The organism is Paenibacillus silvae, assembly GCF_014639235.1.
Classification (GTDB): Bacteria; Bacillota; Bacilli; order Paenibacillales; family Paenibacillaceae; genus Paenibacillus; species Paenibacillus silvae.
On the sequence record NZ_BMFU01000001.1, the window covers coordinates 1 to 25,363 of the forward strand.

General features: G+C 42.0%; 29 protein-coding genes. 2 read left to right on the forward strand and 27 right to left on the reverse strand.

All coding sequences use genetic code 11. The annotated features are described in order from the left end of the window. Window positions 1–388: 388 nt before the first annotated feature. The 23 genes from IEW26_RS00005 to IEW26_RS00115 form a co-directional block, all read right to left on the reverse strand. Window positions 389–877, reverse strand: coding sequence for a JAB domain-containing protein (locus IEW26_RS00005; protein ID WP_188590879.1), 489 nt, complete (start codon window positions 875–877; stop codon window positions 389–391). A 107-nt stretch (window positions 878–984) separates the two neighbouring features. Then, window positions 985–1,344 (reverse strand): hypothetical protein, encoded by a 360-nt coding sequence (locus IEW26_RS00010; RefSeq protein ID WP_188590880.1) that lies wholly within the window; start codon window positions 1,342–1,344, stop codon window positions 985–987. A gap of 83 nt (window positions 1,345–1,427) precedes the next feature. Continuing rightward, window positions 1,428–1,649: a hypothetical protein gene (locus tag IEW26_RS00015; protein ID WP_188590881.1), complete on the reverse strand. Its 222-nt coding sequence runs from the start codon at window positions 1,647–1,649 to the stop codon at window positions 1,428–1,430. A 235-nt stretch (window positions 1,650–1,884) separates the two neighbouring features. Then, window positions 1,885–2,385, reverse strand: a complete 501-nt coding sequence (locus IEW26_RS30140) for a PD-(D/E)XK nuclease family protein (protein WP_308423434.1) — start codon at window positions 2,383–2,385, stop codon at window positions 1,885–1,887. Continuing rightward, window positions 2,358–2,783, reverse strand: coding sequence for a hypothetical protein (locus tag IEW26_RS00025; protein ID WP_188590882.1), 426 nt, complete (start codon window positions 2,781–2,783; stop codon window positions 2,358–2,360). The genes IEW26_RS30140 and IEW26_RS00025 overlap by 28 nt, the downstream gene beginning before the upstream one ends. A gap of 37 nt (window positions 2,784–2,820) precedes the next feature. After that, the gene (gene ssb / locus IEW26_RS00030) at window positions 2,821–3,270 is read right to left on the reverse strand and encodes a single-stranded DNA-binding protein (protein WP_110896810.1); all 450 of its coding nucleotides are present in this window, start codon (window positions 3,268–3,270) and stop codon (window positions 2,821–2,823) included. A gap of 2 nt (window positions 3,271–3,272) precedes the next feature. Further along, on the reverse strand, window positions 3,273–3,521 hold the full coding sequence (locus tag IEW26_RS30145) for a hypothetical protein (protein ID WP_229729585.1): 249 nt from the start codon (window positions 3,519–3,521) through the stop codon (window positions 3,273–3,275). Window positions 3,522–3,939: 418 nt separating this feature from the next. Beyond that, window positions 3,940–4,272: a hypothetical protein gene (locus tag IEW26_RS00040; protein ID WP_229729586.1), complete on the reverse strand. Its 333-nt coding sequence runs from the start codon at window positions 4,270–4,272 to the stop codon at window positions 3,940–3,942. Beyond that, window positions 4,269–5,180: a hypothetical protein gene (locus IEW26_RS00045; protein ID WP_188590884.1), complete on the reverse strand. Its 912-nt coding sequence runs from the start codon at window positions 5,178–5,180 to the stop codon at window positions 4,269–4,271. The genes IEW26_RS00040 and IEW26_RS00045 overlap by 4 nt, the downstream gene beginning before the upstream one ends. 14 nt (window positions 5,181–5,194) lie before the next feature. After that, entirely contained in the window at window positions 5,195–5,374 is a 180-nt protein-coding gene (locus tag IEW26_RS00050) for a hypothetical protein (RefSeq protein WP_188590885.1), read from the reverse strand. Window positions 5,375–5,481: 107 nt separating this feature from the next. Further along, entirely contained in the window at window positions 5,482–5,817 is a 336-nt protein-coding gene (locus IEW26_RS00055) for a helix-turn-helix domain-containing protein (RefSeq protein ID WP_188590886.1), read from the reverse strand. Beyond that, window positions 5,810–6,292, reverse strand: a complete 483-nt coding sequence (locus tag IEW26_RS00060) for a hypothetical protein (protein WP_188590887.1) — start codon at window positions 6,290–6,292, stop codon at window positions 5,810–5,812. Before IEW26_RS00060 ends, IEW26_RS00055 begins: the two co-directional genes overlap by 8 nt. Before the next feature lie 411 nt (window positions 6,293–6,703). Then, on the reverse strand, window positions 6,704–7,408 hold the full coding sequence (locus IEW26_RS00065; protein ID WP_188590888.1) for a hypothetical protein: 705 nt from the start codon (window positions 7,406–7,408) through the stop codon (window positions 6,704–6,706). A 14-nt stretch (window positions 7,409–7,422) separates the two neighbouring features. Next, entirely contained in the window at window positions 7,423–8,241 is an 819-nt protein-coding gene (locus IEW26_RS00070; protein ID WP_229729587.1) for a S1 RNA-binding domain-containing protein, read from the reverse strand. Between the two features lie 65 nt (window positions 8,242–8,306). Next, window positions 8,307–9,839, reverse strand: a complete 1,533-nt coding sequence (locus IEW26_RS00075) for a type IV secretory system conjugative DNA transfer family protein (RefSeq protein WP_188590889.1) — start codon at window positions 9,837–9,839, stop codon at window positions 8,307–8,309. 9 nt (window positions 9,840–9,848) lie between these two features. Further along, window positions 9,849–10,334 (reverse strand): hypothetical protein, encoded by a 486-nt coding sequence (locus tag IEW26_RS00080; RefSeq protein ID WP_188590890.1) that lies wholly within the window; start codon window positions 10,332–10,334, stop codon window positions 9,849–9,851. Between the two features lie 42 nt (window positions 10,335–10,376). Then, a complete protein-coding gene (locus IEW26_RS00085) occupies window positions 10,377–11,426 on the reverse strand; it encodes a replication-relaxation family protein (protein ID WP_188590891.1) in 1,050 nt (349 codons plus the stop codon). A 266-nt stretch (window positions 11,427–11,692) separates the two neighbouring features. Further along, window positions 11,693–12,331: a hypothetical protein gene (locus tag IEW26_RS00090; RefSeq protein ID WP_188590892.1), complete on the reverse strand. Its 639-nt coding sequence runs from the start codon at window positions 12,329–12,331 to the stop codon at window positions 11,693–11,695. Window positions 12,332–12,438: 107 nt separating this feature from the next. Further along, complete coding sequence (locus IEW26_RS00095; RefSeq protein WP_188590893.1) at window positions 12,439–13,692, reverse strand: FtsZ/tubulin family protein; 1,254 nt, start codon at window positions 13,690–13,692, stop codon at window positions 12,439–12,441. Then, window positions 13,689–14,042, reverse strand: a complete 354-nt coding sequence (locus IEW26_RS00100) for a hypothetical protein (RefSeq protein WP_188590894.1) — start codon at window positions 14,040–14,042, stop codon at window positions 13,689–13,691. The genes IEW26_RS00095 and IEW26_RS00100 overlap by 4 nt, the downstream gene beginning before the upstream one ends. Before the next feature lie 93 nt (window positions 14,043–14,135). Next, a complete protein-coding gene (locus IEW26_RS00105; RefSeq protein ID WP_188590895.1) occupies window positions 14,136–14,798 on the reverse strand; it encodes a hypothetical protein in 663 nt (220 codons plus the stop codon). A 61-nt stretch (window positions 14,799–14,859) separates the two neighbouring features. Next, window positions 14,860–15,426 carry a hypothetical protein gene (locus tag IEW26_RS00110; protein ID WP_110896824.1) on the reverse strand — a complete coding sequence of 189 codons (567 nt, stop codon included), beginning with the start codon at window positions 15,424–15,426 and terminating at the stop codon, window positions 14,860–14,862. A 130-nt stretch (window positions 15,427–15,556) separates the two neighbouring features. Further along, window positions 15,557–15,994 (reverse strand): prepilin peptidase, encoded by a 438-nt coding sequence (locus IEW26_RS00115; RefSeq protein ID WP_188590896.1) that lies wholly within the window; start codon window positions 15,992–15,994, stop codon window positions 15,557–15,559. Between the two features lie 157 nt (window positions 15,995–16,151). Between IEW26_RS00115 and IEW26_RS30150 the strand changes: the two genes are divergently transcribed. After that, window positions 16,152–16,268, forward strand: coding sequence for a putative holin-like toxin (locus IEW26_RS30150; RefSeq protein WP_229729588.1), 117 nt, complete (start codon window positions 16,152–16,154; stop codon window positions 16,266–16,268). 176 nt (window positions 16,269–16,444) lie between these two features. Here IEW26_RS30150 and IEW26_RS00120 read toward each other — a convergent pair whose 3' ends face one another. Together IEW26_RS00120 and IEW26_RS00125 are read right to left on the reverse strand one after the other, a co-directional pair. Beyond that, a complete protein-coding gene (locus IEW26_RS00120) occupies window positions 16,445–18,844 on the reverse strand; it encodes a CARDB domain-containing protein (RefSeq protein ID WP_229729589.1) in 2,400 nt (799 codons plus the stop codon). Between the two features lie 94 nt (window positions 18,845–18,938). Beyond that, complete coding sequence (locus tag IEW26_RS00125; RefSeq protein ID WP_188591623.1) at window positions 18,939–19,832, reverse strand: copper amine oxidase N-terminal domain-containing protein; 894 nt, start codon at window positions 19,830–19,832, stop codon at window positions 18,939–18,941. 325 nt (window positions 19,833–20,157) lie between these two features. Here IEW26_RS00125 and IEW26_RS00130 point away from each other — a divergent pair, with 325 nt between their 5' ends. Further along, window positions 20,158–20,466: a hypothetical protein gene (locus tag IEW26_RS00130; protein ID WP_188590897.1), complete on the forward strand. Its 309-nt coding sequence runs from the start codon at window positions 20,158–20,160 to the stop codon at window positions 20,464–20,466. A gap of 169 nt (window positions 20,467–20,635) precedes the next feature. On the opposite strand, the gene IEW26_RS00135 is transcribed toward IEW26_RS00130, so the two are convergent. Both IEW26_RS00135 and IEW26_RS00140 read right to left on the reverse strand, forming a co-directional pair. After that, the gene (locus IEW26_RS00135; protein ID WP_188590898.1) at window positions 20,636–23,464 is read right to left on the reverse strand and encodes a fibronectin type III domain-containing protein; all 2,829 of its coding nucleotides are present in this window, start codon (window positions 23,462–23,464) and stop codon (window positions 20,636–20,638) included. Window positions 23,465–23,679: 215 nt separating this feature from the next. Beyond that, complete coding sequence (locus IEW26_RS00140) at window positions 23,680–25,326, reverse strand: hypothetical protein (protein WP_188590899.1); 1,647 nt, start codon at window positions 25,324–25,326, stop codon at window positions 23,680–23,682. Between the last annotated feature and the right edge of the window lie 37 nt (window positions 25,327–25,363).

Here is a 25,363-nt window from a genome sequence, read left to right on the forward strand (position 1 = left end):
TTTTTGACGACGCGGCAGGATTCACTTCATGTTACAGCCTGGCTTGTTGCTCGCCCTGTCTCTGACAGGTACTTTCGTCGATACGCTTTTACGTACAGATTTCGTCATACGCAAGTATCCTAGCTACGCAGGGGCTTGGCCCCTCCTGCGACCGGACTTTCACCGGCTAGAAGATGCGTGCTTAGCTGGGCACGCCAAAACTAAAAAAAGCCCCAGTTTAAGCAACTGGGGCTTTGTACAACACTTCCTATTCACTTCATCTGTTTTAATTGACGCAATGTAACACTCTTCAAGACTTCAGAAGAAGCACTAAGCATCAAATTAGCAATCCAGCGCTCCTTTGTTGTTTTACTTAAAAGCTGTTTAAGATACCGCTCCTTTGCCGACATCACATCATCCCCAGTTGCTTCAGGGATACAAATCCTTCAACACCAACGATAATATGATCCAGTACATTGATATCAACAATTTCACCAGCATCGAATAACCGTTTAGTGACCTTGATATCTTCTTGACTCGGAGTTGGATCACCTGAAGGATGGTTATGCACACAGATAATAGAAGCAGCATTCTTTAAAATTGCTCTTCTAAATAATTCTCTAGGGTGCACTATAGCTCCATTCAATGTCCCAATCCCTATCGTTTCCTTGGAAATAACACGATTCTTAACATTCAGCATGATTGCAACAAAATGCTCATTAGGAAGGGATGACATCTCAGCAGCTACTAGCTGATACACATCTTCAGGCCTTCTAATCTCACTAGGAACATCTTCTTGCAATACTCGTTCAATCAGTTTTAATAACTTTTCAGCGTGTTCACGTCTTCGACGAGGCAAAGAAGCCAATTGAGTTTCATTTACCGAGAAGTTTTTCATTATTCCCCTTTCCGTTTATCCCGACCCCGCAATGGCGGTGTCGGAATTAAACACCGCCATTTAGTGCCGGGCGAAAGGCTATTTTGAATTAGTTTGTCGTGTCACAACTACACTTTGCGAGAAGCAAAACGTTTAGTCTCTTTTAGCGTACCGTACCCGGACAAGGAGATGTCTTCCCAACCAAGCTTTTTCAGCGCGGTTGAAGACAAACTCAGGTAATCCCATGCATTTTTTCCTTCCGCTGTGATCGCCACCGCAAGTTCACGCAATCCATCAGGTTTAAAAGACCAGCTTCTGGTATTACTGTACTCCCAAATTTTATCCGCAACTTGAAGCGCTCCATGTTCATCGACATAAGTCTTCAAACGTTCTTTCATCTGTTTCAATGCAGCCTCGGTTCGTTCGATTTCTAACGCGATCTGGATGGCTTCCTCTATTGTTAATTTTTCATGTATTGTATTTTTCATATATAACACTCCTCAAGTTTTTGTTCTTTTTGTAATGCAGAAGACGAATATTTTCCAAGGGTATAATTCGTCATTTTACGCACCTATAACTTTTTATAGATGTAGCCGTTGGTGGAAAGGTGAATTCCACAGGTTGTTATTGCAATCCCATTACAGCCCGTGTCGAAGTTCCGAACAACTTCAAACCCTTTACTTTCCAAATATCTTCTGGCTTCTGTCCCGTTGAGATCAGCAAAACATTGATATTTATGATCTACAATGAATTCACCTGACTCAGCAGCATTAATGATTTCGTCTTTCGTCATCTCTTTCATCCCTCCAAAATACATTTTATTTTCTCAACGCTTTATACATTCCAAAACAAACGGGCAATGTTTACAGTGACTCCCCGGTGTAGGCTGAAAAAGCGAAGAAGCCATATCCGGGAATGATTCCAAACATGACTTCTTCATTTCAATTTGCTCCGCAAGCTGAATAGCCCATTCTCTAGCTTCGTTTCCATCAGATTCGTTGTAAATAAACGATTCTGCTTTCCGAAACCTAAGAAAAAACAATGTGCCTTTGACTTGACGAAGACCTCTCATTTTCATAATGGGCCCAAGCGTACAAAGCAAGCTGCCTTGTATCATGGACTCGGTAAGGTTTCCAATTCGACTTCCAATCCCAGAAATGAACATCTTGAAGCAAATCAATATACCCCTGGAGCTGGATTCCTGATGAAGAGTCCAACGGAAGGTTAAAATGAATTTCCGTCCGACCCTTTACATCAGGAGCTTGCTGAAGCAACTTTAAAACTTCTTCATAAGTCACTTCGGGATGAAAATCCGCTTCAATTATAGCTGCCAGGATCGCTTCATTTTCAGACATACCATTGATTTTTAGCTCAATCGCCTTATGCACTGCTTTGCCGAGAGCGAGCGGTTTTGTAACCGGCTCTGGCCTACCCAAGATATACTTCATATAGAAGCGAAATGGGCAAGTTTCATATAGGGATAGTCGTGAGTATGAGAAGATCATGAAATTCCCAATGTTGTTTGGCATAGCTTTTTAGCAGCATCCAACTTTTTAGCTCCAACATCACTTTGAACAGCAATATCTTGCTTTAAATGGTGCTTAGCAATGAGTAAGAAAGCAATGACGGCCTGATCATATGGATATCCGCTTGTTCTGCAAAACTGAAAATATTGATCATTCTCATCTGGCTCATCCCATAGACGTAGTACCCGTGGGAATACAAAGTCCTCATACCTTTCTGCATCCACACCATTAAATAGCAAATTGTCATCATTTATAACTGGACCTCCTTTCCCTCCTGATCCAGCAAGCCGCACTCCTTCTTCTGTAAGTACAGGTAACAGACGTTTAAAATCAGTTAGAATTTTAAAATACACATCGAGTTCGATCTCCCTTACTCGATACCAGTAATGTGTATATCCCATGTTCATTCACTCCTCTTCAAATGAGTGTTTGTCGTTTTTAGAATGGTAAATCATCGTCAGATATTCCCCATGCATCGCCTGCCGTATTCGTTCCACGACCGTTTCCATTATTTCGATTCTGTTGATTTCCTGTCCCCAGTCTTGAATCGTTTGAATTAGAACCACCAGACTGAGGAGTGAGGAATCTAACGTTGTCGGCAATGATTTCAGTTACGTATACACGTTTACCTTCATTATTTTCATAGTTTCGTACTTGAATTCGACCTTCGACTGCAGCCATATGCCCTTTTTTCAAATGGTTTGCACAAGCCTCAGCAAGTTGTCTCCAAGTAACAATAGGAATGAAATCCGCTTCTCGTTCGCCACCTTGGCTTGTAAAAGGTCTATCTACTGCCAAAGTAAATTGTGTCACGGCTACTCCTGCGGGTGTATATCGTAACTCAGGATCACGAGTCAGACGACCAATCAAAATTACACGATTCAGCATTTTTATCCTCCGTCCCTGCCTGCCTTTTTAGGTTCAGGACTTACAGGTTTCGTTTTAAACTGGTCCACAAATCGCTCAGCAACCTCTGTCCACTTCGGACGTGAAGCACAAGAGTAGATTTGCAGTACACTTTCAAGGAGAGGCGACTCAATCTCTCGCTCTCGTTGTCTGATTTTTTCAATGTAGTTCTGATACGTACAGGTTTTGATCCCCACAATTAATTGAAAATAGGCATCTCGCTGCTCCTTCATCAGAAACTCTTTCCATGAGTCCCAAAACAAATCAAGGGAACGCATATAATATGAGAAATCTCGTTCCCTCATCTGCTTCCAGTATGGTTCTCTTACGCCTGTATGTTCTCTCAGTAACCTTCGTTGATTTTGGCTGAGGCGTTCGGCAGGATGAACAATTCTCCGTTTTCGGAATCGTTGCTTTACGTTCTCCTCCGGGATATTTTCCAAAAGAGAAATAAAGCGAAAAACACCACCACTCTCTTTACAAAACCAACATTTGAACACTTGGTCTTTGCTATTGAGAGAAAGATAGTATCTTCGCTTTTTCCCTGGCTTTGAATCCTCATGACAGAAAGGACACTTACACGCCACTTCTTCCCTTGATCTGGAGTGTGGATTGATCTGCAGACCATGTTGTTCAGCAATGGCCACAATATCAGGAAGCATGATCAATCACAGCTCGTATCCTTTCCTCCGGGCTAGGTGGAAGCTGAATCTGCTCCCAATCCGGGGCAAGAACAATTTTGCGTGTAACGGTATGAATCGTTTTATCTGGTTCCCACCATTGCCAACGGCGATATAGCTCGGCCGCCATCTGAACATGTTTACATTCCTTTTGTCCATAGTGACAAGCAGGGCAATCGTGAGTGATGATAAGATCATTGAAATGAGGTTCAGCTTTGACCAAATAAACACCATTGTTCCGACTAGAAGGGAATGCACAGATGAGTGCGTTCCCGTCTGTAAATGTAGCGTTCACTTTCGTCATGCCGCTTCACCTACAATCGCAATTGATTTCACCATCTTGAATCCATTGTTCATTTCAAATTCAATTTTGAATTGTGAATTATTTGATAGTGCATTAATTTGTTCAATCGTCTCTGGCGTATTGGCAAGCACCACAGATTCTTCGCCCGTTGCAACATTAACCAATCTTAATTTTGCGAAGGTAACGCCTCCTGGAGAAATTCCTGTTCCCATATCCAGCATTCTATACAAGTCTCCTGAACTTGGCGTAGCAGGCTTGGTCGAAGTCGCATTCTTCTGTCCTTTTTTCTCTGAAGAACCAGATTGCTTACTTGAATTGCTGCCCGAAGAAGGTTTGCCTTTATTGGGCTGAGTGGATTGAACCGGTTCCCCTACTTCAATTCGCTCCGCATCTTCAACGGTTTCAATCTCGCTTTCATCCATCATGCCGAGACCCGATAGAGATAACGTTACTCTTCGTTTTGCCTTCGTTTCGGCCTTCATGATGGCGTTGGCAAGTTCATCTGCGGTTAATGGAAGAATTCGTCCTGTAGGTACTTTTCGATTCCTCATCTCGTCCCATAACTTCTCTTCTTTGGTCAGCGACACAGCACCAATGGATTCATCGGTCCGGCCATCTTGCGTTGTTCCGCGAGCGGTCACACAGTAAACGTCACCCACCTTTTCACGGCTTGTGATCGTAATACTGATATTTTGTATTTTACGAAGCTGATCAGTAGCATCACGCTTGGCATACAGTACAAGCTTCCCGTCCAGTTTCAAATAATCGAATGGTTTTGTCAGGGGATTCAGTCCTACACTCTCACAAACCTTGGTGTAATACACAAACCGCTCTTCTGGTTTGAGTGAAGATAAATCACCTTGAATTACGACCTTTTCCATAATCGACAAATCCATAACTTCAGCCATCGTTGCTCAGCTCCTTATTTTAATTTGGGATCTACAAACGTCTTTTGAACAATCTTATCCAAATTGCTCCAGATCGCTGTTACCTCATGTTTTAACGATTCAGGTGCTTCCGCGATCACATCATCCAAGAGCGAAAGTGCTTCCTCCAAAGTGGCTTGAACATTTAACGCAACATTAGTATCAGGTTTCAACATAAGATTCATCGTCCTTTCAAAGGTTTTATAAAATGCAAAAAACCGAGCTTCACATGAAATGACTCATGCAAAAATCGGTTTTTAAATCAACATTATTCTATTTTGAACTAACCCAGCATTGAGGTTGCAGCTTGCTCATCAATAATCGGCTGCACTCCAATAATTTTCAAGGCTTTAAAGATTTTAGACAATGAATCAGGCTGTATGTCACATCCGAAATTCGAATGTACAAGTCCAGCTTGAATCACTTTAATGTCTTCTAGTGGAACATCTGCAAGATCTGCGAGTTGTTGCTGCGTGTAACCCATTTCCAGTTGTCTTGCTAGTATCATCTGTCCGACAGCAACTTCAGGACCATCCAGATACGCTGCTGCCCCTGGAAGTTCTCTAACCTCAGCTTTTAGCTGTTCAAAATCCTTTTTTAAATGACTGTATTTATTCATCCATTTCATCCCCTTGTGAAAAAATGTGTTTCTCTGGAGATTTCATAAACGCAATATACTGTTCTTCTGACTTTTTTATGAATTGTTCAAATTCTTCAGAGTAGGTTCTGGTTTTTAGCGTAGCTTGAGTAAACACCAGCATTTGAACATCTTCTAACGAATATTCAAAACATATCGCTCGAAACGCTCCAGCACCTCTCCAGTTCACACGAAACTCAAGTAGTGGTGGATGATCTCTTAGCTCTTTGATGACTCGGATACTGTATAACGAGTTACCTTCAAGGGGAGTTGTAAAAAATTCAGTCATGGAATGAATCATTCCCCTTTTTTCCACAAACTCAAGGGCCTGAAAAATAAGCTCAACCAGTTGAGTGAAAAGTGGATCAGCCTTTGCTCTTTGAATCAATTCCTGCAAGCAAAGCTTAACCTGAGCCTTCCCTTCTTCATCCTTCAAAAACCAAATGACTGTCTCCATTATACCATCCTCTCAATTTTAATTAAAACGCAAAAAAGCCGATCTCCGCACGGACGAATCCATGCAAAAATCGGCTTTTAAAACTCAGTAACATTGCTTTTCCAAGAGCCTTTCGGTACTCTTCATTCCTTGTCTCCAGCAAAAGGGAGCTGAGGAACTTCATTGGCCTTTGCCTTTTGTCCTACATTTTTCCTCTCTTCGTAGCTGTCTTCAGCACGAAGGTGTAGGTCGAGGTAATCTACTAAACTTGTTCTTTCGATACAAGTTACCCTGCTGTTATCAACTCTGAGAAGTGCAGAATCTTAGCGTAGGGTATGACCCTTGTCTCCAGCAAAGTGGGAGTTTAGGAATAGAAAAATTAACAATTTCATTCTAGCACATGTATAGGAGTAGTACAAGCAGTCGGCTATTTTAAGATCGCTGCCATTCCCCTGCTCGCTGACGCATAAATTTATAATCCTCTCTTAAATCCTGATCCAGCAACAGATGGGCTGCTGTCAGTACATGATTGTATGGGAACACGTTCTCAAGATTGTCCGAAAGGACAATGATAGGTTGAGAGCAATGTCGCAACTCTCTTTCAAGCGCAGCAACATCCTCTGTTCCTCGCAGTACAAGTACGTATCGTATGTGCTCTCCCATTTGCACCTTCCCAGTAAAAGGCCATGCTGCAGGAAGTATTTGAAAACCCTTTTGTTTTTCTTGTAACGCACAACAAAATTGAAAAAATACTAGTTTAGACAATACCGATTCAATGCTCCATTGCCGCCAGCTATTCACAGGCTGATCCATTTTAAAAAGATCAACACCACGTGGACCGAGTGTAAAAATGGGAATGGTGTTCTTATTCTTTTTCAACCGATGTTGAACGAGCTTTTGTTCAGCCAACATTCGCCGGATCTGATGCCGTTTCCAGTGAAACAGACGTGCCAGTTGCACGCTGCCAATACAACCAATATGTCCAATGGCTTGCAAGCCCAATCCCTCTGTTGGTAGCCTGACAGGAGCATAGCCTGCAACTATGGGTTCCTCTAGAACAGTGGGTACAAATGTCCAATTAAAAGACAGAGAAAAAGGAGAACGAGCCAAAGCCCGATCCCCTGCCATGTTATCCATGTGGTTTCCTCCTCTTATCGCTTCCGCGTAATTCTCGCCATGATTTGTTGTTTATTCAGATCCACTCTAATGACTTTAATAAACACCTTATCTCCACGTTTGACTTTATCAAAAGGCATATGACGTACTAATGCATCTACACCCCGTTCCAAATTAACAAAAACTCCGTACTCCACAACGCCGGAGACGGTTCCAATGTACTCTCCACGAGTGTTGTAACGCTTGCTGCAATCCGGCCACGGACTCTTATCCAATGCCTTTTTACTGATTACCACTTTCTTCAGTTCTTTGTCCAACTCGACTACCTTGACCTTAAAATGATCACCAATTTGAACTACGTCTCGCAAATCATCGGTCCATCCATGGGCAAACTCTTGAACCGGCATTTCGACTTCAATACCACCAATATCTACTGTCATGGCTTTCGTATGAACAGCACGTACCACGGCCGTTATTGCCGCCCCTAGTTCGAGCCATTTCCACGTCATCCCTTCCATTTGCTCAATCGCTGCTTGACGGGAAGCGATAAATGTATCTCCGTCCCGATCATATGTTACGATTTTGAAAGCGACTGGCTCACCAAGCAAACGCCGAAAAGCATGAGCATCCGTTGTACCCGAAAATTCTTGCGGAATGAATCCTCGGACATCACCGACTTGAACTACGCCGCATAACTTGTTCAATTTCACTTCCACACCAACCATGTCTGCTTGTAAAATCAAGTCATTTTGTTTCGCACTATAAATCTGCGCCCATCCTTCGTCATAACTGTTTCGCTCCAGTTTCTCTTCGTTGTAGCCTTCAATCAATACTCTCTTCAACTCTTCACTCATGTGTATAACCTCCATAGCATTCATTTTGGCAATATAAATAACCTCACTGACATTCAGTGAGGGTGCTACTCAAACGGATCAAGATCATCTTCATGTTCATGCATTGATTCATCCTGAGAAGAACCGCCTTCTGGCTTCGCTTCTTCTAGATGTGGATTAGGAGGGTCGGGGATCATTTCGTCAGCCAAGTCCGCAGGAACAAACTTCAGTTTCGAAGAAATGTTGTCTTCCACCCCAGACTGCTCTGGATTTGAATCTGAAACTTTAGGCTTGCGTTTAAAATCAAATTTAAACGCCCACAACTTCTTTCGTACCTCCCATTCCCGGCGTTCCTTCCAATCACGGGGAACAAATGACCCTTTTCCAATCTTCGGCGGCAACGGTGTTCCATCATCCAGTAGCTTTGCTACGTAATGAAATTTGGGTAAGCCATCCATCATCTGTGTGTAAAAAATCCGATCTTCCTCTTTTTCCGTATCTCTATAATTTTCAGGTAGCAAATTCGGTAGTAATATCTGCTGTTTAAACGTGCTTTGTCTGCTGATAATCTGCTTTTTACCAAACTCACGGCTAAATTCGAGTGCATCCTGATAAGCAAGGCCACCAAAAGCAATTTTGTTTCGGCAGCTTGTTAAGATGGACTGTTTCATCGCTTTGGCATTGATTTTGCCCGCTTCAACCTCCAGTTGGCCCAAGGACTGCGTGGCAAATATTCCGGCTGTCCGATATTCTGCTGCAATGGATAAGAATAACTCCACATCTGGATTAATGTACCTGGAGTATTCATCCACAATCATCACATGGGGCACGCGGGTGCGCTCGGTTCCCGGTCTGCGAAACGTCCCGCTCTGCAAGTGCATGACCACAAACTGCCCAAAGGCATCACCCGCTTTACGTAATTTCCCCATCGCTGTATTTACAGCCAGCACACCGCCCATTTCAAAATGTCTGTCCATATCAAAATCAGATTGTCCCATAAGGATCGGCTCCAAATGACGATTAGATGTCAGGTTCTCCAACTGTGCACGAAGGCCAATGACAAATTGTTGGTACTTTTCCTTCTGTGCTCCAAGCAGCTCCGATTGAAAAAATTGGACCAGATCGGATTCACCTTCTTTGAAGCGCAGCTCTTGCACCTTGTCTTCCAGAATACGTTGATCCCGCATCGTTCGAAGAACATCCCCCAGGTTTACATCGTCTAGGTATAAGCGTTTCAACAATTTCGTGATGTTACGACCAGCCAATTCTTGAACTGTGGCAAAAAAGGCTTCCTGCTTGCCAAACATAGATTTCAGCACCGTTACCGTTGCTTCAGCTACATCATCCTCGTCCCCCTTCATGACAGGGAAACGAGCGCTGTGATCAGATGTAGGATCAACGTGTACGCAAGACATGTCCATTTCACCGCACATCTCATTGACCATCTCTGCGACATCACCCTTTGGCTCAACAACAGATAGTCCTAAGGGGATGCCCTTCTTTTTCATCAGGAGCAGTTGATAAATCATCGGCTTGAGAAGAGTCGCTGTTTTCCCGCAGCGAGTCGGACCTACAGCCAGCATATGGGTGAACATATCACTCCCACCCCATTTGATCATTCAATCACCTCAATCCTTCATTGGAATTTCTTCGCCTAGATTTAATACAATCTCCTCGTTTTGAACAAACAGACGTTTAAATTTGAGATAGTAATCTTTGGCTGTCGGACGGACATGAACGAGTTGCTGTTTACTGACGTTCCCCCTTCGATTTAACAAACTCTGTGCGAGTCTATAATTGCTGAATGTGAGGAAAGTTGCGATAAACATCGTACCGATCAAAGCTGTATGAACCATCCCGCTCATTGAAAATGGAAAATCCTTTGAAGCAAGAACATATTCTCCAAGCTGTAGGCTCAGACCATTCCCCGTCCACAATAATCCTCCAAAGAAATACATGAGCTTGTTATTTCGTTCTAGCATCCAGCCATAGATGTACATAACAAAGTTGATAGAAGCCGGAAAATACATCCACAATGCTAACCACTCCGGCGTGCGCCAATACAAATAAGCCCACCCACTGAGGGTAAGCAAGAACCATATGAAGCGAATCATAGTTTAAAACTCCTTTTAAATGCTTCTTATCTAAACCCAGAATTACGTTATAGCATCACGCCCTTCAAAAGAACTTTCCAAGACCATCTTCGGAACGCCTATAACATCCACATAGGTCACACTCAATAGTTCGTCTCTATACCGCTGCACCTCATCTTCATAGCAAAAAAGAAGGACTCTTCGCCCCTCCCTCTGATATGCATCTACGTTGTAATTTCGTAAACAGCGTTTCAAAATCATGATGTCGCCTGTGATCATTTCAACAACATATGGTGTTAGCAGCCCATCTTCTCTTCGCATTCCATATAGGAATCCGTGCTTATTACTGCCTTCTTTAACTCTGGTCAGCGTGCCGTAAGAAGACAACAGCTCTTGCAAGTTTGAAAACGCGTTTGTTGATAAAATATAATGCCGTGTTATCTCAATCCCCTTGCTATCAAACGGGAGCATGTACAACGGAATGCCTCCAGTTACTAATGCCTGCTCATAACAGAGTGCTTCAAAAGCTCGTTTAACGGATGGACTCTTGTAATATACGAGATATCCGCTAATGTACTTCTTTGCCTTGATTTCCATCAGAATTTTTTGCAATGTCGTTTCCTTGGCATCTGCATTCAGGATGAAAATCATATAATCCCCATGCTCATTACTGAAACCACCGACTGTTAGATTACCTCGGTTCAGTTTGTATTTTCGTTTGATCACACGCGAGTCCATATAAACCACTTCCGGTAGGCGTATATGAAGTTCATTTGCATCAATGATGTACTGCCGCTGCTGAGCCGTAAGTTCCAAATCCCGCGCACGGTACTTAGTCTCTTCTACGACTCCCTTCTTCCGAAGCAATTCCAGTCCGCGTGCTGTCAAACGATAGTACGCAGTTCGAACTCGCTTTCCCCCTTGTCCATTTCCTCCATGAATTTCGGATGTAACCAGTCCTTCCCCTCGTAACACATAAAGTCTCTTACTCCCATAGCGTTCGTTTCCCTCAAAGTACGACTGCAAAATCTGCTGTTTTGTCATCTCCCTCACTTTGTACAATTCGTACAATATATCTACATCCCGCTTTGTCCACTCACGCTGCCTCGGCATGTGACAACCTCCTTTCTGCTGGAAATTACTTTTGGGGTATTGGCTCTGTTTAGCAAGGCTTGGTTTGGATTCAGACTGCGTGCTGTGGGACGGTCATTCCGAGTCTACCTTTCAACTGCGTTGTGCGGTAGCCTCTCCATGACTTTTCCCATTTTGGCCCGGCTTTAGATCAAGAAAAACTCAATAACAGCAAGGTTTCTTTCCTTGTTCAACAACTTCTTTTTCGGGTGGTTTTACTCCACCTCGTCTATCGGGTTGTATACCACCTAATTTTCAGGGTTGTTTCTCATCTTATCCCTCACATATTCAACCAAATTCATTGCGTTCTCGCGGCTTGTTATGAACAGTTCAATATGATTCCGTTTCTGAGGATCGAGATAACCCGAATCCATTATTTCTATGAATTCCCATCTATCATCTTCGATAATTTGTGCAGCTCGTATTGCATTAATCAGATGTCTTCGATTGCGATTATCCAAGTCTCTGATTTGTAAATTACTAAAGAAATGACATACATAAATAAATGCCTGGTCAAATTTCAATAAACTTCGTCCCTCAAGAGCTTCTATCATTGCTCCCTGGTAGTAAGCCCTAATTTTGTCTTCATACGGCTTGTTTTTCATGTAGAGTGGCAGTGTTCCCTCATAGTAAAATTGATAGACTAAATTCCCTTCGATACTCAACTCCTGAAAATGACATGGAGGATATATCACTGGATCGACATTGTTCCCTTCCCGATCAGGCAATAAATGACGACGCTGTGATAGTTCCCATCCCAATGCATGAGACATCATCACCGCTTGGCGGTACAAATCTTCTATGGTTTCAATGTTTAGGTACTGTCTGTACATCTCATCAACCGAAGACTTTACATTCTCGTCTGGAATATGACGCATCTGCTTCACTCCATTCTCCTTCATACTTTTTATGTGCATCACTTGTTTATGGACATTTATAAACTTCCATTTGTAAACACCCTGTATCTGCCGCACATGTCTTTTGTTGAAGCGTATCACTTCAAATTGTCTAAAAAACTGAACGGGTCCTTTGGAGTATCCGTGTCAGGGGCTGAGGAAGGAGCTTCATCCGACAGCAAAGCTTCCAAGTCAACTTGTTCTTTCTTCCCTTGTGACTTAAATCCAGCCAAAGCTACCGCAATCTCATCTGTCTGCTGGCTACGCTCTTGTGCCTTTCGTTCCAGCTCTGCCAGCTCCTCTGTCAGCTCCGTTACGCTGTTCGGGAAATTAAGTCCGGCAAATACGGTATAGATCGTCACCTGACCTGGCTTATCCCCGACATAGGTTGCTACAGGATTCTCGTTCAGAATCGGTGTACATTCATGAAGGAAGGATTGAATTTGTTCCACAAAAGAGTGCGTAAACAGTTTCTTTGCTGCTGAACTATCAGCTACGATACTCACTGCGCTGCTAGTCGCTCCTTGCAGATCATACCCGGTCGAGAGTTCTCCATGAAGCACACTCTGCTTTAACACATCCATATAAGTCACAGGAGATGCCAAATCAACCGATTGGGCAGATAATGTACATTTCCCGATATGCAAACACCCTCCTGTCTTGAGCATGTTCAACCACTCTGAGGCATCGAAGTGGTAGCTGCCATATGGCTTGTAGCTGGCAGTCACCGTATTCAGATCATGAAGCAATCTAGCCACATGGCGATTACTAGACTTCATGAAATCCTCCACACTTTGATTCTTATTCAAACCAGTTTGAAATAGCTTTTCATTATCCACGACGACAATAGCTCCAAGTCCCTGCATTGCTCTTTTAATGACTTGCAGACGTTGCAACGCATTGTCTAATACTTTCCGGCCCTCATTTCTGCGTGGCAAGGTAAGTAGCAAGCCAAATCGTCCAGCAAAACCAGTTGTGTGCAATAATCGAATCGCTTCAATAATTGCTCCTGTTCCTGTTCCACCACCGAGGCCACAAGAGATAAAAATATAGTCACGATCACTAAAGTAGCTCTGCACCGTCTCCGATATGACGACTTTGTGAGTGTTAAAGGCTTCTTGTCCGAGCTGAATATCTCGACCTACACCACGCTCATATCCCAGCAAAATCATCTTCTTGGTGTTCGGATAATCTGGCAGCTTCAGGAGATCCATCTCATTACTATTAACGAGTAAAGCCGTATACGGACGTTGTGCATTTTTAGCAGATAGTTTAATACCTGCACAGGCATGTGCAATGGATGTCCCTCCCATTCCCAGTCCCCAGAATCCATACTTCAAGCTAATGTTCATTGTTTAACTTCCTTCCCCTTTAAATTTCGCTCATGCCTGTAATTCAGCACTTCTTGTCCAAGTAGCGACAGTGTATATCGCTTAGATTTTGCTACTTCAGCGACATGAACGAGTGCTGCCCCTTCCAACATAGCCGCTGCTTCATCCAGTAGATGCCGTGATCGAATAGGTAGCTCCTCCTCTTCTGGATGAACCTTTCTATACAGCTCATTGGTAACGTCACGCAATTGCTCTTTTTGGACGGGGCGATCTGCCATTTTTAGAGCTGCAAGCATCCACATCATATTTTCATTCACAATGGTTGCTTTTAAGAGCTCTTCTAAAATAGCTTCTCTAGTCATTAAGGCCATTAATTTTCCCTCCCCTCACTTCTTTGTATAAAAAAAAGCCCTCATCAATTTGATGAGAGCTTGATTCATTTCTATCTAAGTAGTCCTGATTGATTAAAAACATCGCACATCTATCACTTTATTATTTTTATCAACTCCAAGCTGAACCGTTTGACTCAAAGTACATAAGAATCTAAAAGCTATTCTATCCTTTAATGTGTCGTTAAAGGACCAATCATTAACTTGAACAGCAAAACTATCACCATTTACCAAATGTGTTTTCTGTAGAAATACAGAAAAATCCAGTAGGTTTTCGTCCATATTGAGCCGGTTTATCTTTTGTAAGTCAACTGTATACCAATCAAGATTAAACATCTCTTTGGGGAGATCGCTATTGTTATACTTATCTCCAAACATATCATACGCTACTGGATTTACGTTGTTGTTCGCAATTAGTATATTTATCATGTTTACAGTGCTTTCTTTAATAGACATTAAATTCACTTCAGTAATTTCATTGGAATATTTTACGATTCTCACATCACTAAAATGCGGAACAATTTGTCCCACTACAGTTTCATAGCATTCGGTATCATGTATCGGAATCTGAAGGAATGCATTTTTCCCCATTGACAGAGATTTCAAACAGTAGTATTGCGAAATATATGAAATTTCATCTAATGTACTTGTAGAATGAACGCGATCAATTGATAACTCTTCATTATCCCTCAACTCCACAAAGGTATGCTTTTGAATATCCTTAGTACACCAGTTCACTACATGTCCTCCTTTAACAAGATCTAGCGATAGTGCCTAAAGAGGCACTATCGCTACAAAACTAACTAATATCTACATAACCTGTTGCAAATACTTGTGTGATTGTCGCCCATCCATCATGAGTCAGGATTCTTCCCGACAAGTAAGGTCTATATGAACCAGGTGCAAAATACGTATTCACTTCTTGACCATTAAATGATTTCACACCGCCTAACTGATACGTAGTTCTGTGTGTTCCCCCACCAATGGTTTCATGACCGGGAAAAGTAATAGATATATCTGCGTATGACATATAACCGCTGAATGCTCTTACAGAATAGTCGCATTTTACATCCCTTTGTCTATCATTACTGCAGGTTACAACCACTGTCCCAAATGAAGAACTCATTGGAGATATAATACTATCCGAAGTCTTGCTACTGTGATTGGATGCTTCCAATTCTCTATCAAGTACAATCTCATACTCGGCATAACTATAATTTTCTGTAGGAACTACAATAGGTACTGTACTTTTAGTTTCTGTGACTGTGATGTGCTTATAACTTGAATCAGCAAAAGAAGATGCAGGTAGTACAGTGACTACAAACATTAATAGAACAATACTCAAAAAACTAAGTTTTTTTAACATCATCCAATCTCCTTTGAATTCATTGACGAGGCCCCATCTATGTTATATATTACCATCCGATATAATCTCATGATCGCTATTTTGTACAGAGTTTTGTAAAATTTTGAAATCAACAGTAGTTATAGCACATTTATAAATTGACTTTGAAGTGATATATGAGCAGAAATGCTGTCAGGAAGAATGGGGCCAGCGGTATCTGTCTCTTATTATCTCTACTAATTAGCAGCCCAATTATAGCAAATAACCCGGCTATGCCTAACAATAAGCAAAGGAAAATTAGGCTCTCATGCCACCCCAAAGCGGCCCCGACAACGGCCAGCAACTTGATATCCCCGCCGCCAAAGGAACCCGGTCGAATTAATGCACAGATATATAAGATGCCTGCTCCTGCAATCACACCCAGCAAGTAATGAAAATAAGGTTGATCAGCATACCCTATCCGTATTACAAGGAAGTAGCAAAATCCGCTAAAAACCAATCTATCAGGAATTATCCGGCTCTTTATATCGGTATACGTTGCCCATATCAAAATCACGAATAGCGGTAAGTCAATCCACAACAGTTCCAATGCTTCTCTCCTTCCTCTTCGTTAAAATTGTTTCTACTTTATGCATAAAAAAAGCAGCCTCCTAAGAGACTGCTCATAAATGATTATGATATAATTGGAAATGCAACAGAATGGCATAAGGGCGGTCGGCTAGTCTCCCTGAAGGGAGGTGATGCCTGTGGAGATGAAAGATGTATTGACGTTAATGATTAGTTTTGCGGGGTTTACAGTAACCCTGATTGGACTGATCGTAACCATCGTCATTGCATTGAATAATCAAAACAAAAAGAAATAGACCGCCCCTGGTAAGGTAAGTCTATACCTACTTACAGCCACCGCCCTTAGAAGCGGCTGTTGCAAGGGACGGGTGCAACCGTCCCTTTCTTATATTCTTATTATACAAACGAAAAATCATACATGCAATATTATTTTAGTGTTATAGCCCCCTGTAAAAACTTTAGACTGCTTGTATCAATACCACGCTGATGTATCCCGTTTGGTTTGCCAATCATCGTACATACTACCGAATATCGTGATCTTCTTCGTGAAGCATGAAGAAAGATCATGCTGCCCTGCGTGCATCGCAACGATTTTGAATGTATATTTTCCATCAGGAGCTTTCACATCTGTATAGAATTTACGCTCATAGATATCAAGGAACTTCGATTTAAAACGCTCCCTCGGCAGTTCCCATGTTGCTGTTTTATCATTTCCACTGGTTTTCACCAGACCGATACTTGTCACATACTTCCCTCGGCTATCCCAAATATATGCTCTCACTTCTGTTGGGCCCTTGAGTTCTCCACCAATCGGCTTTGCGGTTCCTTCCAAACCTTTGGGCACTTTCCTTTCCCAGTCCGTGGTATACGTTGTTTGAACTTTGATTTCAACACCATAGCCGGCACGAGTAACCTCATTAGGATTCAGCTTTTTCTCCTTTGCCCAAGGGATGATCTCCCAGCTTCCCCGACTCTCCCGATCTTCATCCTTCGGATTTTTAGGGTCTGTAGCAATTCCTTGCTTCGTATCCAATTCTGCCTTAACAGTCAATTTCTCGTTATACGTCACCTTCCGATTCTCCCAAATCGGATCGCTGTAATCGACATAACTTTCGCTACTTGTTCTTGTATTTCCCTTTGAGTCCGTCCAGCTCACGGTTCGTGTCTTGGTTGGATATCCCGTAATAAGCGGGTACGTAACGTCCCAACTTGCTGTAGGCTTGGTCGTATCACAATAAGCATCGCCACCATTCTTACTCACTGAGCAACCTGTTATTGCAACATTGTTTGTACGGTCTTTATCAGGTTTCTCTTTATCGGGGTCAACCACAACAGTTAAACTGTGTATTCCAACATCTCCTGTCCATTTAAAACCACCTACAGTAATCGGTGTATTGGCTGGCATGGTCTTACGTGTCTCATAAATCGTCTTCTGGCCATCTTCAATAAATCGAATCAAGACATTGGAAACGTCCGTACCTCCAACATTTTTCACCTTAGCCGTTACGGTGGAAGATTGTCCTAATGTTAGTGCAGACGGGCTGGCGGTAATAGATTGGGCAATGAGATCATTTTCTGCTCCCTTTCGTTCGATGAGCCATTCCCCATGAATACCGTTGTTATCATACGCTTTGGAAGGCGCTTCTAACGCGCGATCCTGATGATTAGGATTGTTGATCGTTGCATCCACTTTAATGTAATACTTGCCTGGAGCATCACTGATTTCTATTTTACCAAGTAAATAGCTCAGTTCTTGTCCATCTTGCAGGCTCTTCGGAATGCTTTGGTTCATCGAGGGCAACGAAAATTCAGCAGTTGCAGCTCCTCCTATCTTCACCTTGGCTGTCATCGGCATTCCGCGCTCACTCATATAGTCCGATGGAATAATCTCCTCTCCATTGTATCTATACTTGATCCAGAGCTGCCCTCCATCGGTAAGTGTCAATTTGGTCGGCACATAGTCAATGTTTTGATCTTCTTTTGGTAAGGTCACTGACTTGATCGCTGTTCGACCATAGCCGTCTTCGAGAATGATATCCACTTCTGTACCCAGCACTTTAACAATGTCCTTAGCGTTGAATTTAATCGTATCAGTATAGGTTGGATCACTGGCCCGAAGTAGTTTCCCATCCGTAAGACTTACCACTTTACTCATTTCGGGAAAATCCCCCTTTTTCACAGCTACCAGCCGGACATTACGTTCCGTGTATCCATAGGCAGACAGATTCATGACGAGTTGTTTCCCTTGTGTTACTGTAAGTTCCGGCCATGGGGAAACATCGAAGTATGCACGATACGAGTTGTCATTAACCTTTTCGGTTTTGTCAAACTTAATGCCCATACGTTGCACGATTCCGGCTGTGCGGAGAAACTCATTCCTATACTGCACTCGGTAATAATATTCATGACCCTCTATAAAAATTGGATCATTCGCATTCGATGAAAATTTCGTTTTAAAATATTCACGTTGCTTGGATGAAATAGATTGTCCAGACCACACTGCATTAAAGAAATCCCCAAGTGCAGACTCACTTTTGAAGATCAAACCAAAACCATTTTCCTTTGAGAAATTTTTGTCTTCAGGGGTTCTCTTGACGTTGAAAACATCATAGTTCGGGACAATTCTTGTCTTACCATCCGAGAAAGTAAACATCCCCGCCCATTGATCCAATTGCCAAGGATTACTACTGACCTGTTTATCTAGGGCAGGAACATAGCCTGTAAATCCGTTTATTTCCTCCTTTCCATACTCCCATTTCACATGATCATACAACATTGGAATTGCTGCCGCTGAAACCGATAGAACTGATAGCATCAAAGTAAAACTGGCGGCAAAAAACAATAATCCTTTCTTGATGATTCGTTTACTCAAATAAATGCTCCTTTCTCTCAAGATGGTTGTGTTCATCTTTAGACAAAAAAAGCCCACCCCTTTATAAATCCAGGACAGGCTTTAACTCTTCTGATTATTTTAATTGCTTTGCATCATTAATTACTTCAGACAATGGAGACACCCCTTGCCCAACTCCTGCAACAACAACCCCTTCCTTAACAGTCCCGAATATTGCCTTGATGTCATCAACATAGTTTGCATCTAGGAATATATAATACCCTTCCCACTGATCACCTTTCGATTCAGGCTTTGATATGGATAAAAAACCAGCTCCTTTCCCAATATCAAAAGTATATGTTTTGCCAGGAATGAGCTTCACCGAAGTTCCATCGTCTGTATATTTGCTGCCTCCTTCTGCATTTTTAGGCAAAGTAAACGTCAATTTTCCGTTCTTCACTTGTACATTTTTTACAAATAACGTTTTTCCCAATTCTTGCTCACGAGGCCACTCAAATCCGGCTTTGTACATCCCCGTGCTAGGAGTCTTCGTCTCTTCCTCTGGCTCAGTAACCCCAGATCCCGTGCTAATACTCACTAGCTTCTGAGCCTGATTCCATTTAACCTGTGTTCCTAGCGCTTCAGATACAAACCGTAATGGAACGTATACACGTTCTTCCTGTAAACGAGCCGGCACATCCAGGGTAATGATTTGTTCACCAACCAGCACCTTCGAACTGTTCACCGTCATATAGATCACCTTGTCACCCAGCTTAATCGTCACAACACGATTAACCTTGTTACCTGAAGAATTTTTGCCATAAGATACCTTCGCACCAAGAGACTCGCTCACAAATCGTACTGGAATCATGACTCTGCTGCTCTCAAAATAAGGTTGAGCATCAGGGAAAGAAACCCGCTTACTATCGACCTTTACACTCACATTTTGTTGAGCTGCCGATGCTGAGACAGCAGTTCCAAACAACATCATTACTGACAAAAACGCAATAGACACTTTCTTTTTCCACATATTCTTCACCTCATCCATGTATTTTAAGAATGAATGCTTTAACCAGTGTTCCTCTACTTGCATGCCAAACAAAGCAAATTCAAAATATCCCTATAAACTAAAAATAGCCCCTGTTAAGGGGTTATTGAACTAGAATATATGAAATTGGTTGAATTTACTTTATGGGCTAACTCCATTATACTTCCAGAATCAAGAAGATTCAAGAACTTTTGTTCGTTTTTTAATGATTATTTCTCATCTCTTTTTCTTCATTGACATTTTGTAAAATATAATATTTAATGGAAATGTATTCCTTAAAATATAATGTATTGGAGGAAATGTGTTTATGAAAATCAAGTCTTTGATAGCTGCTGCTCTGCTAGGATCTTCTATGGTATTTGGAAGTGCTAGTGCTAATGCTGCACCTGTTGACACCAATTTGGTATCTCCTTTTGCTGCCCAAAAATTAGTTTTGCAAGTCGGTGACGTTCATTATTTTTACGGTGCAATCTCCGACGTTGATAATTTACAGAATGTGATAAAGGTTTCATACACATCAGGATTAATTGAAGCGATTAAGCCTGGAGAAGCTAATCTTAGAGTCTTTCGCAATGGAGTATATACCGTTTACAATATTGTCGTCATAAGAAAATAAGAATGACTTTTAAAAAGCTTCTGTCTCTTAGCTAATTTTAGCGAAATGAACTACGCATTTCGCCTAACAAGGAACATAAAGCTATTTATTAGAGCAATACCAAACATGATTGTTTATTTACAGTATGGAAAGCCGTCCCTCAAAAGGACGGCTCCTTAAGAAAAAATGACTATTTATAGAATATGCTAAGTGCTCGGTAAATCAATACGGAACACTCTGCACGAGTCAAATCACGCTTAGGTTTAAATGTCTCGTCAGGATAGCCAGTGATGACTTTTTCAACAGCGAGCGCCGCCACCTCGGGTTTAGCCCAAGGTGCGATTAAATTTCTGTCTTTGAAGTTCACTTCAGCAGTAGGTACTTGATCATACGCTGCATTAGAAATCATTTTAGCGGCTTGCTCACGAGTAACCATATCGAACGGTCTGAACTCCTTATCACTGAAACCATGAACTACACCATTCAATACTGCTGCTGATAGCTCAGGAGCATACCACGCTGTCCGTTGCACATCCTCAAAAGTAAGTTTGGTATCAGACGACTCTTGCAGTTCCAATGCCCGGACTAGCATAGATGCAAATTCAACACGAGTGACTTGTCTTTCTGGTTCAAATCTCTTATCTGACACACCTTTCACGATACCTTTCTCGAAAAGCGCAAGAATCGCCTCTTTCGCAAAGGACCGATCAATATCCTCAAACTTAGGTGTATTCTTTACCGGGAGCTGAGTCTCGTTAGAAAGTTCTTGCTTTGGCTCTAGTGGTTCCTCTTTCTTAACTGGTACAGTCTCATTTCCACCATAATAAGGAGTTAAGGTTCTAAACGAAGGAATAGGTGCAGAAACTCCCTCGCCAGCATCGTTGAGTGGGATTAACACCCAACCTGAATAATCTGTACTATTATTCAGTCCAGACACCGTATAGGATGTTGCAGGAGTCGCGACGTGCCCCAGTGAGTTACCTTTGGCATCTACAATTTTATACTGCTCCGCACCCAAGGCTGCTTTCCAACTCACTACAGCTGAGTCCAAAGTGACTCCAGATATGCTCACCACTTGGTTCAGCTCACCGTCTGTGCTTCCCCATCCACCAGGTAACATTTGTTGCGTTACCTTAATCTTTTCCCCTTCTCCACTCTCATTGACAACTGAAACATAAAAAGTATACGTTTGCCCCGCTTCAAGCTTAGCCCAGGTGAAACTCAATTTCTCTGTTTCAGCTATACTCTTCTCATTTTCATCATAAATCTTATACTTCGTAGCATTGGGCTTCTTGCTCCACTTTACGGTCATAGTATTAGATGTTACTTTATCGACCTTCAATTCGAGAGCTGACGGTAGGGTAACAAATTTAAACTCGGTGGCCTCCCCATAGCCTGACTCATTCCCAGCTTGAATCGTTGCTGAATATTCCTGATCTCCAACCAACCCTTCTAACTCAAGTTCGGGTTTCGAAATTTCATACACCTGATCACCGAGCTTTAACTTATACTTATCCGCTCCAGTCATGGTATCCCAATGCAGCACAGCAGATGTTTCCTTTACTTCTTTAACTGCGATATGAGTAGGTGAGGCAGGTAAAGTTTTGACATGCAAAACGTCAGGTGTACTTTGACCGCTCTCATTTTGCGCCACTACAAATAATTCGTAGTTAGTGCCTGCTTCTAAACCCCGAACTGTAGCATGAATTAAATCTGATGCAATCTCAAGTATGGGATCTCCTTTTAACATAACGACGTACGTATCAGCGCCGTGAACAGATTTCCAACTAAGCTCAACGGACGAATCCGTTACTTTTTCTATCGTGACAGCTACCTTGCTAGGCAATGTGAGTACATCCAAATCTGCAATGTCTCCAAAACCACTGTCATTTTTCGCAGCTAATTGATAGTTATATACTGTTGCTGACTTCAAATCCTCATCAGTGTAATTTAGATCGGTTCCTTCGTATACTTCTTGTAGCGAACGTAGCAAGTGATAACGTGTTGCTGTCTCAGAGGGTAGCCAGCCCAAATCAACCTTGGCATCTGTGACTTGAACAATCTTGAACTCTCCCGGCGCAGAAGGCAATGAGATAAACCCGTTGCTAACCACTTCACTGTAACCCGATTCATTTTTCGCAACCAATGAAGTGAAGTATTGAGTCCCTGCTTTCAAATTACCAATAACGTGTGTCCCTGCCTCCTGCCAAGTCTGCTCAGATACTTTTACTTGTCCATTTTTGGAAGACTCATACAAGACAAAAATATACTCCGTAGCTGAAGGAACGGGATCAAATGAAACCGTCGCTTTACCACTCTGATGATCTTCAAAACCGATCTTGATCCCATCTACCTTATTAGGAAGAGTTACTACTTTAAAGGAGTCTCCTACCATCTCGCCAACATGATTTTTCACTTTGATTACGTAGTTATATTCCGTGCCCGCTTCTAAATTCTTATCTGTTAACTGATCTGCTGGATAATCTACTGTCCAAGCTTTTTTCGTTGTTTGATTGATGATTTCATATTGAATACCATCTGTAATCGTTGTAGAAGGTAATGTCCAGCCAAGATCAACAGAATTGGTTGTTACTTGATTTACCTTTAACTTAGGTTTTTCAAGTTGAAATTGAACTTGATATGGTCCACCAACGGATGTAGTCACTTTACCCGCCAAATCTTGTGCCTTAGCGTGGATATACCATTGCCCTTCACGATTTAAAGTAACATGTTGAATGTCGGAACCCACGGTATCCCATGAAGAAGGAGACTCTTCGGATGAAGTTACTTTATACCATGTACTAGCTATGCCGCTATCGTCATAATAGGTAAGAGTTATATCCATGGGCTCACTTGTCCAGTTCAACTTAGAAGGGCTGAATGAAATCGTCGGTGCTGTTAAATCCTCCGTGACTGTGACATTTCTTTGGAACGTGTCTGACCACAGGTTGCTATCATTTAACACTTTAAGAGATACTGTATAGTTCCCTGATCCGAAATTCCGAAAATCGTTAATCATCGTGGAACCCGTGTACATTTCTTTGCCATCTTTCGTTATGCTCCAGATTTTCTGAGTAATTACTCTACCGCCTGGATCGTAGGACTGCTCTTCGACATTTATAGGTTTAAACGTTGTCACCTGAGTAGGTAATTTAAAATCTGCAATAGGCTTTAGTGCAGTAGAACCTGTAGAGACATAACGTGCTACAGGCTGACTCCAAGCCCCTTGTTCATCTAAAACCCGAACAAGTAATCTTTCCCTACGGGAAGATTGGAAGGGATTAATCCGTCATTCCATGTAGTTGCCGTTGTTTCCCTCCACTTCCATTCCATTTGTGAAATACCCTTGTTCGATGAAAATTCTTTATCTGGATCATAGGATTGGTCCTTAACATCAATGGAGTAATTAGCAGAGCCTTTGGTGACCTTCAAAGTAAAGTCTGCCACTGGCCTACGGTGAACATATAAAAATTGTGGATTAGGATGCTCGCTGCCAAACCACAATTCATATCGGCCGGGCTTGTCAAACGTTAAAGGTAAATCCTTCTGCCACTTACCGCTCCATTGAACTTGACCTGAACCGTTCTCAAAATACGTACTATCATGTTCTATTTTCCAGCGTCCTTCAGGATGATCCGCAGTTTGAGTGTTCTGTTGTAAGGAGGAAGGATTGACTTCAAGATGGTTGTCTTCATCCAAAATCATGTATTGCTCATTTCCAACTCTTCTAACCTTAGAAGCAATGTAGTCTGCCAGTTGATCCATAGCCGAGCTATATACGCTGTTATCGATGAATATTCCATTGCTGTTGTTACGCGCTACTAATCGTTCAACTTGTGTTTGATTTGTAGTTGTTCCCAGCCCAACATAACTAACCTCATTGCTGATCATACGGGTCAAGATTTCTGCTGAAGCTTGAGCGTCATCCAAGTCTGAAACCACATTGTTTTCTAAATTCACGAGAAAGCGATTTGAGCCTTCTCTCCAGATCGGTTGACGAATGACCTCGGTGAATTTTTTGGTGGATTCTGATTCCACGGATATATTTGAAAAATATGCTCCATATTGATCCCAAACATAGAATCCGTGACCACCTTTAGTATACGTACCGTCATCTACCGATAGTCTAAGCGATCCATTTCGGTACACTTTTATTGAACTACCCTCAGCAACAATTTTAATATCTTCTTTTTGCCCGGCGTAATACTGAGGAAAACTCGTGGAAGCTAACACTTCAAATGTGCCGTTTTTAACTCTAACAATGGCTTCTCCACCATCCAGGAATATATTTCCACAAGCTGAATGATTATCAACCAAGTAAGCATAATAATTATTTTCATCCTGCATTCGGAACAAAAAACCTGCCTCGCCATGATCAAAAGCCCCATAACTTGTCGCGTCAATACCCCATGTAAATGAATAGGTAGCGTTGGTAGTTTCGAAAGACTTTGGATCATAATATCCAGATGCTGGGCGTGTTGCCCCCGAATTACTACGAATTAGTCTATCTCCTGAAATAAAATAATCACTTGTCGTCCACGCTGGAGCATTATACCCTCCACTAAGAATGGAGAAGTTCTTCCATGATTGAAATATCAGACTTGCATTGGAGGCATCCGCGACCACTGATTTAGTTTCAACGGATTGAACATTAACACTAGATGATGAAATACCTTTTAGGGTTAGTTGACTCTTTAAATCATTCGTAAAATTTTTAAGATTCCATGAGCTGTTACCAACGGCAAGAGCAACATCAATTTTTGGATCAGCTTTGATGCTGATCTGCACGTTTTCATCCGCTAAAACTGGTGTAATTGTTCCGAATAACCCGGTTAAAGCCAATGTCAACGACAATAACAGACTAATCCATTTTCTAAACATTCACTTTCCTCCTATCAAAATGTCATGAAAAAAGCTC

Bases quoted from the DNA above. Each gene is read 5' to 3' on its own strand.
- ssb (WP_110896810.1), bottom strand. From the start codon at position 3,270: ATGCTGAATCGTGTAATTTTGATTGGTCGTCTGACTCGTGATCCTGAG.
- IEW26_RS00070 (WP_229729587.1), bottom strand. From the start codon at position 8,241: ATGAGTGAAGAGTTGAAGAGAGTATTGATTGAAGGCTACAACGAAGAG.
- IEW26_RS00080 (WP_188590890.1), bottom strand. From the start codon at position 10,334: ATGATTCGCTTCATATGGTTCTTGCTTACCCTCAGTGGGTGGGCTTAT.
- IEW26_RS00100 (WP_188590894.1), bottom strand. From the start codon at position 14,042: ATGGCCTTAATGACTAGAGAAGCTATTTTAGAAGAGCTCTTAAAAGCA.
- IEW26_RS00125 (WP_188591623.1), bottom strand. From the start codon at position 19,832: ATGTGGAAAAAGAAAGTGTCTATTGCGTTTTTGTCAGTAATGATGTTG.
- IEW26_RS00065 (WP_188590888.1), bottom strand. From the start codon at position 7,408: ATGGATAACATGGCAGGGGATCGGGCTTTGGCTCGTTCTCCTTTTTCT.
- IEW26_RS00085 (WP_188590891.1), bottom strand. From the start codon at position 11,426: ATGCCGAGGCAGCGTGAGTGGACAAAGCGGGATGTAGATATATTGTAC.
- IEW26_RS00110 (WP_110896824.1), bottom strand. From the start codon at position 15,426: ATGTTAAAAAAACTTAGTTTTTTGAGTATTGTTCTATTAATGTTTGTA.
- IEW26_RS30145 (WP_229729585.1), bottom strand. From the start codon at position 3,521: ATGAAGGAGCAGCGAGATGCCTATTTTCAATTAATTGTGGGGATCAAA.
- IEW26_RS00005 (WP_188590879.1), bottom strand. From the start codon at position 877: ATGAAAAACTTCTCGGTAAATGAAACTCAATTGGCTTCTTTGCCTCGT.
- IEW26_RS00135 (WP_188590898.1), bottom strand. From the start codon at position 23,464: ATGATTAACGATTTTCGGAATTTCGGATCAGGGAACTATACAGTATCT.
- IEW26_RS00040 (WP_229729586.1), bottom strand. From the start codon at position 4,272: ATGACGAAAGTGAACGCTACATTTACAGACGGGAACGCACTCATCTGT.
- IEW26_RS30140 (WP_308423434.1), bottom strand. From the start codon at position 2,385: ATGCCAAACAACATTGGGAATTTCATGATCTTCTCATACTCACGACTA.
- IEW26_RS00095 (WP_188590893.1), bottom strand. From the start codon at position 13,692: ATGAACATTAGCTTGAAGTATGGATTCTGGGGACTGGGAATGGGAGGG.
- IEW26_RS00055 (WP_188590886.1), bottom strand. From the start codon at position 5,817: ATGAATAAATACAGTCATTTAAAAAAGGATTTTGAACAGCTAAAAGCT.
- IEW26_RS00140 (WP_188590899.1), bottom strand. From the start codon at position 25,326: ATGTTTAGAAAATGGATTAGTCTGTTATTGTCGTTGACATTGGCTTTA.
- IEW26_RS00010 (WP_188590880.1), bottom strand. From the start codon at position 1,344: ATGAAAAATACAATACATGAAAAATTAACAATAGAGGAAGCCATCCAG.
- IEW26_RS00045 (WP_188590884.1), bottom strand. From the start codon at position 5,180: ATGGCTGAAGTTATGGATTTGTCGATTATGGAAAAGGTCGTAATTCAA.
- IEW26_RS00015 (WP_188590881.1), bottom strand. From the start codon at position 1,649: ATGACGAAAGACGAAATCATTAATGCTGCTGAGTCAGGTGAATTCATT.
- IEW26_RS00060 (WP_188590887.1), bottom strand. From the start codon at position 6,292: ATGGAGACAGTCATTTGGTTTTTGAAGGATGAAGAAGGGAAGGCTCAG.
- IEW26_RS00130 (WP_188590897.1), top strand. From the start codon at position 20,158: ATGAAAATCAAGTCTTTGATAGCTGCTGCTCTGCTAGGATCTTCTATG.
- IEW26_RS00075 (WP_188590889.1), bottom strand. From the start codon at position 9,839: ATGATCAAATGGGGTGGGAGTGATATGTTCACCCATATGCTGGCTGTA.
- IEW26_RS00050 (WP_188590885.1), bottom strand. From the start codon at position 5,374: ATGTTGAAACCTGATACTAATGTTGCGTTAAATGTTCAAGCCACTTTG.
- IEW26_RS00025 (WP_188590882.1), bottom strand. From the start codon at position 2,783: ATGGGATATACACATTACTGGTATCGAGTAAGGGAGATCGAACTCGAT.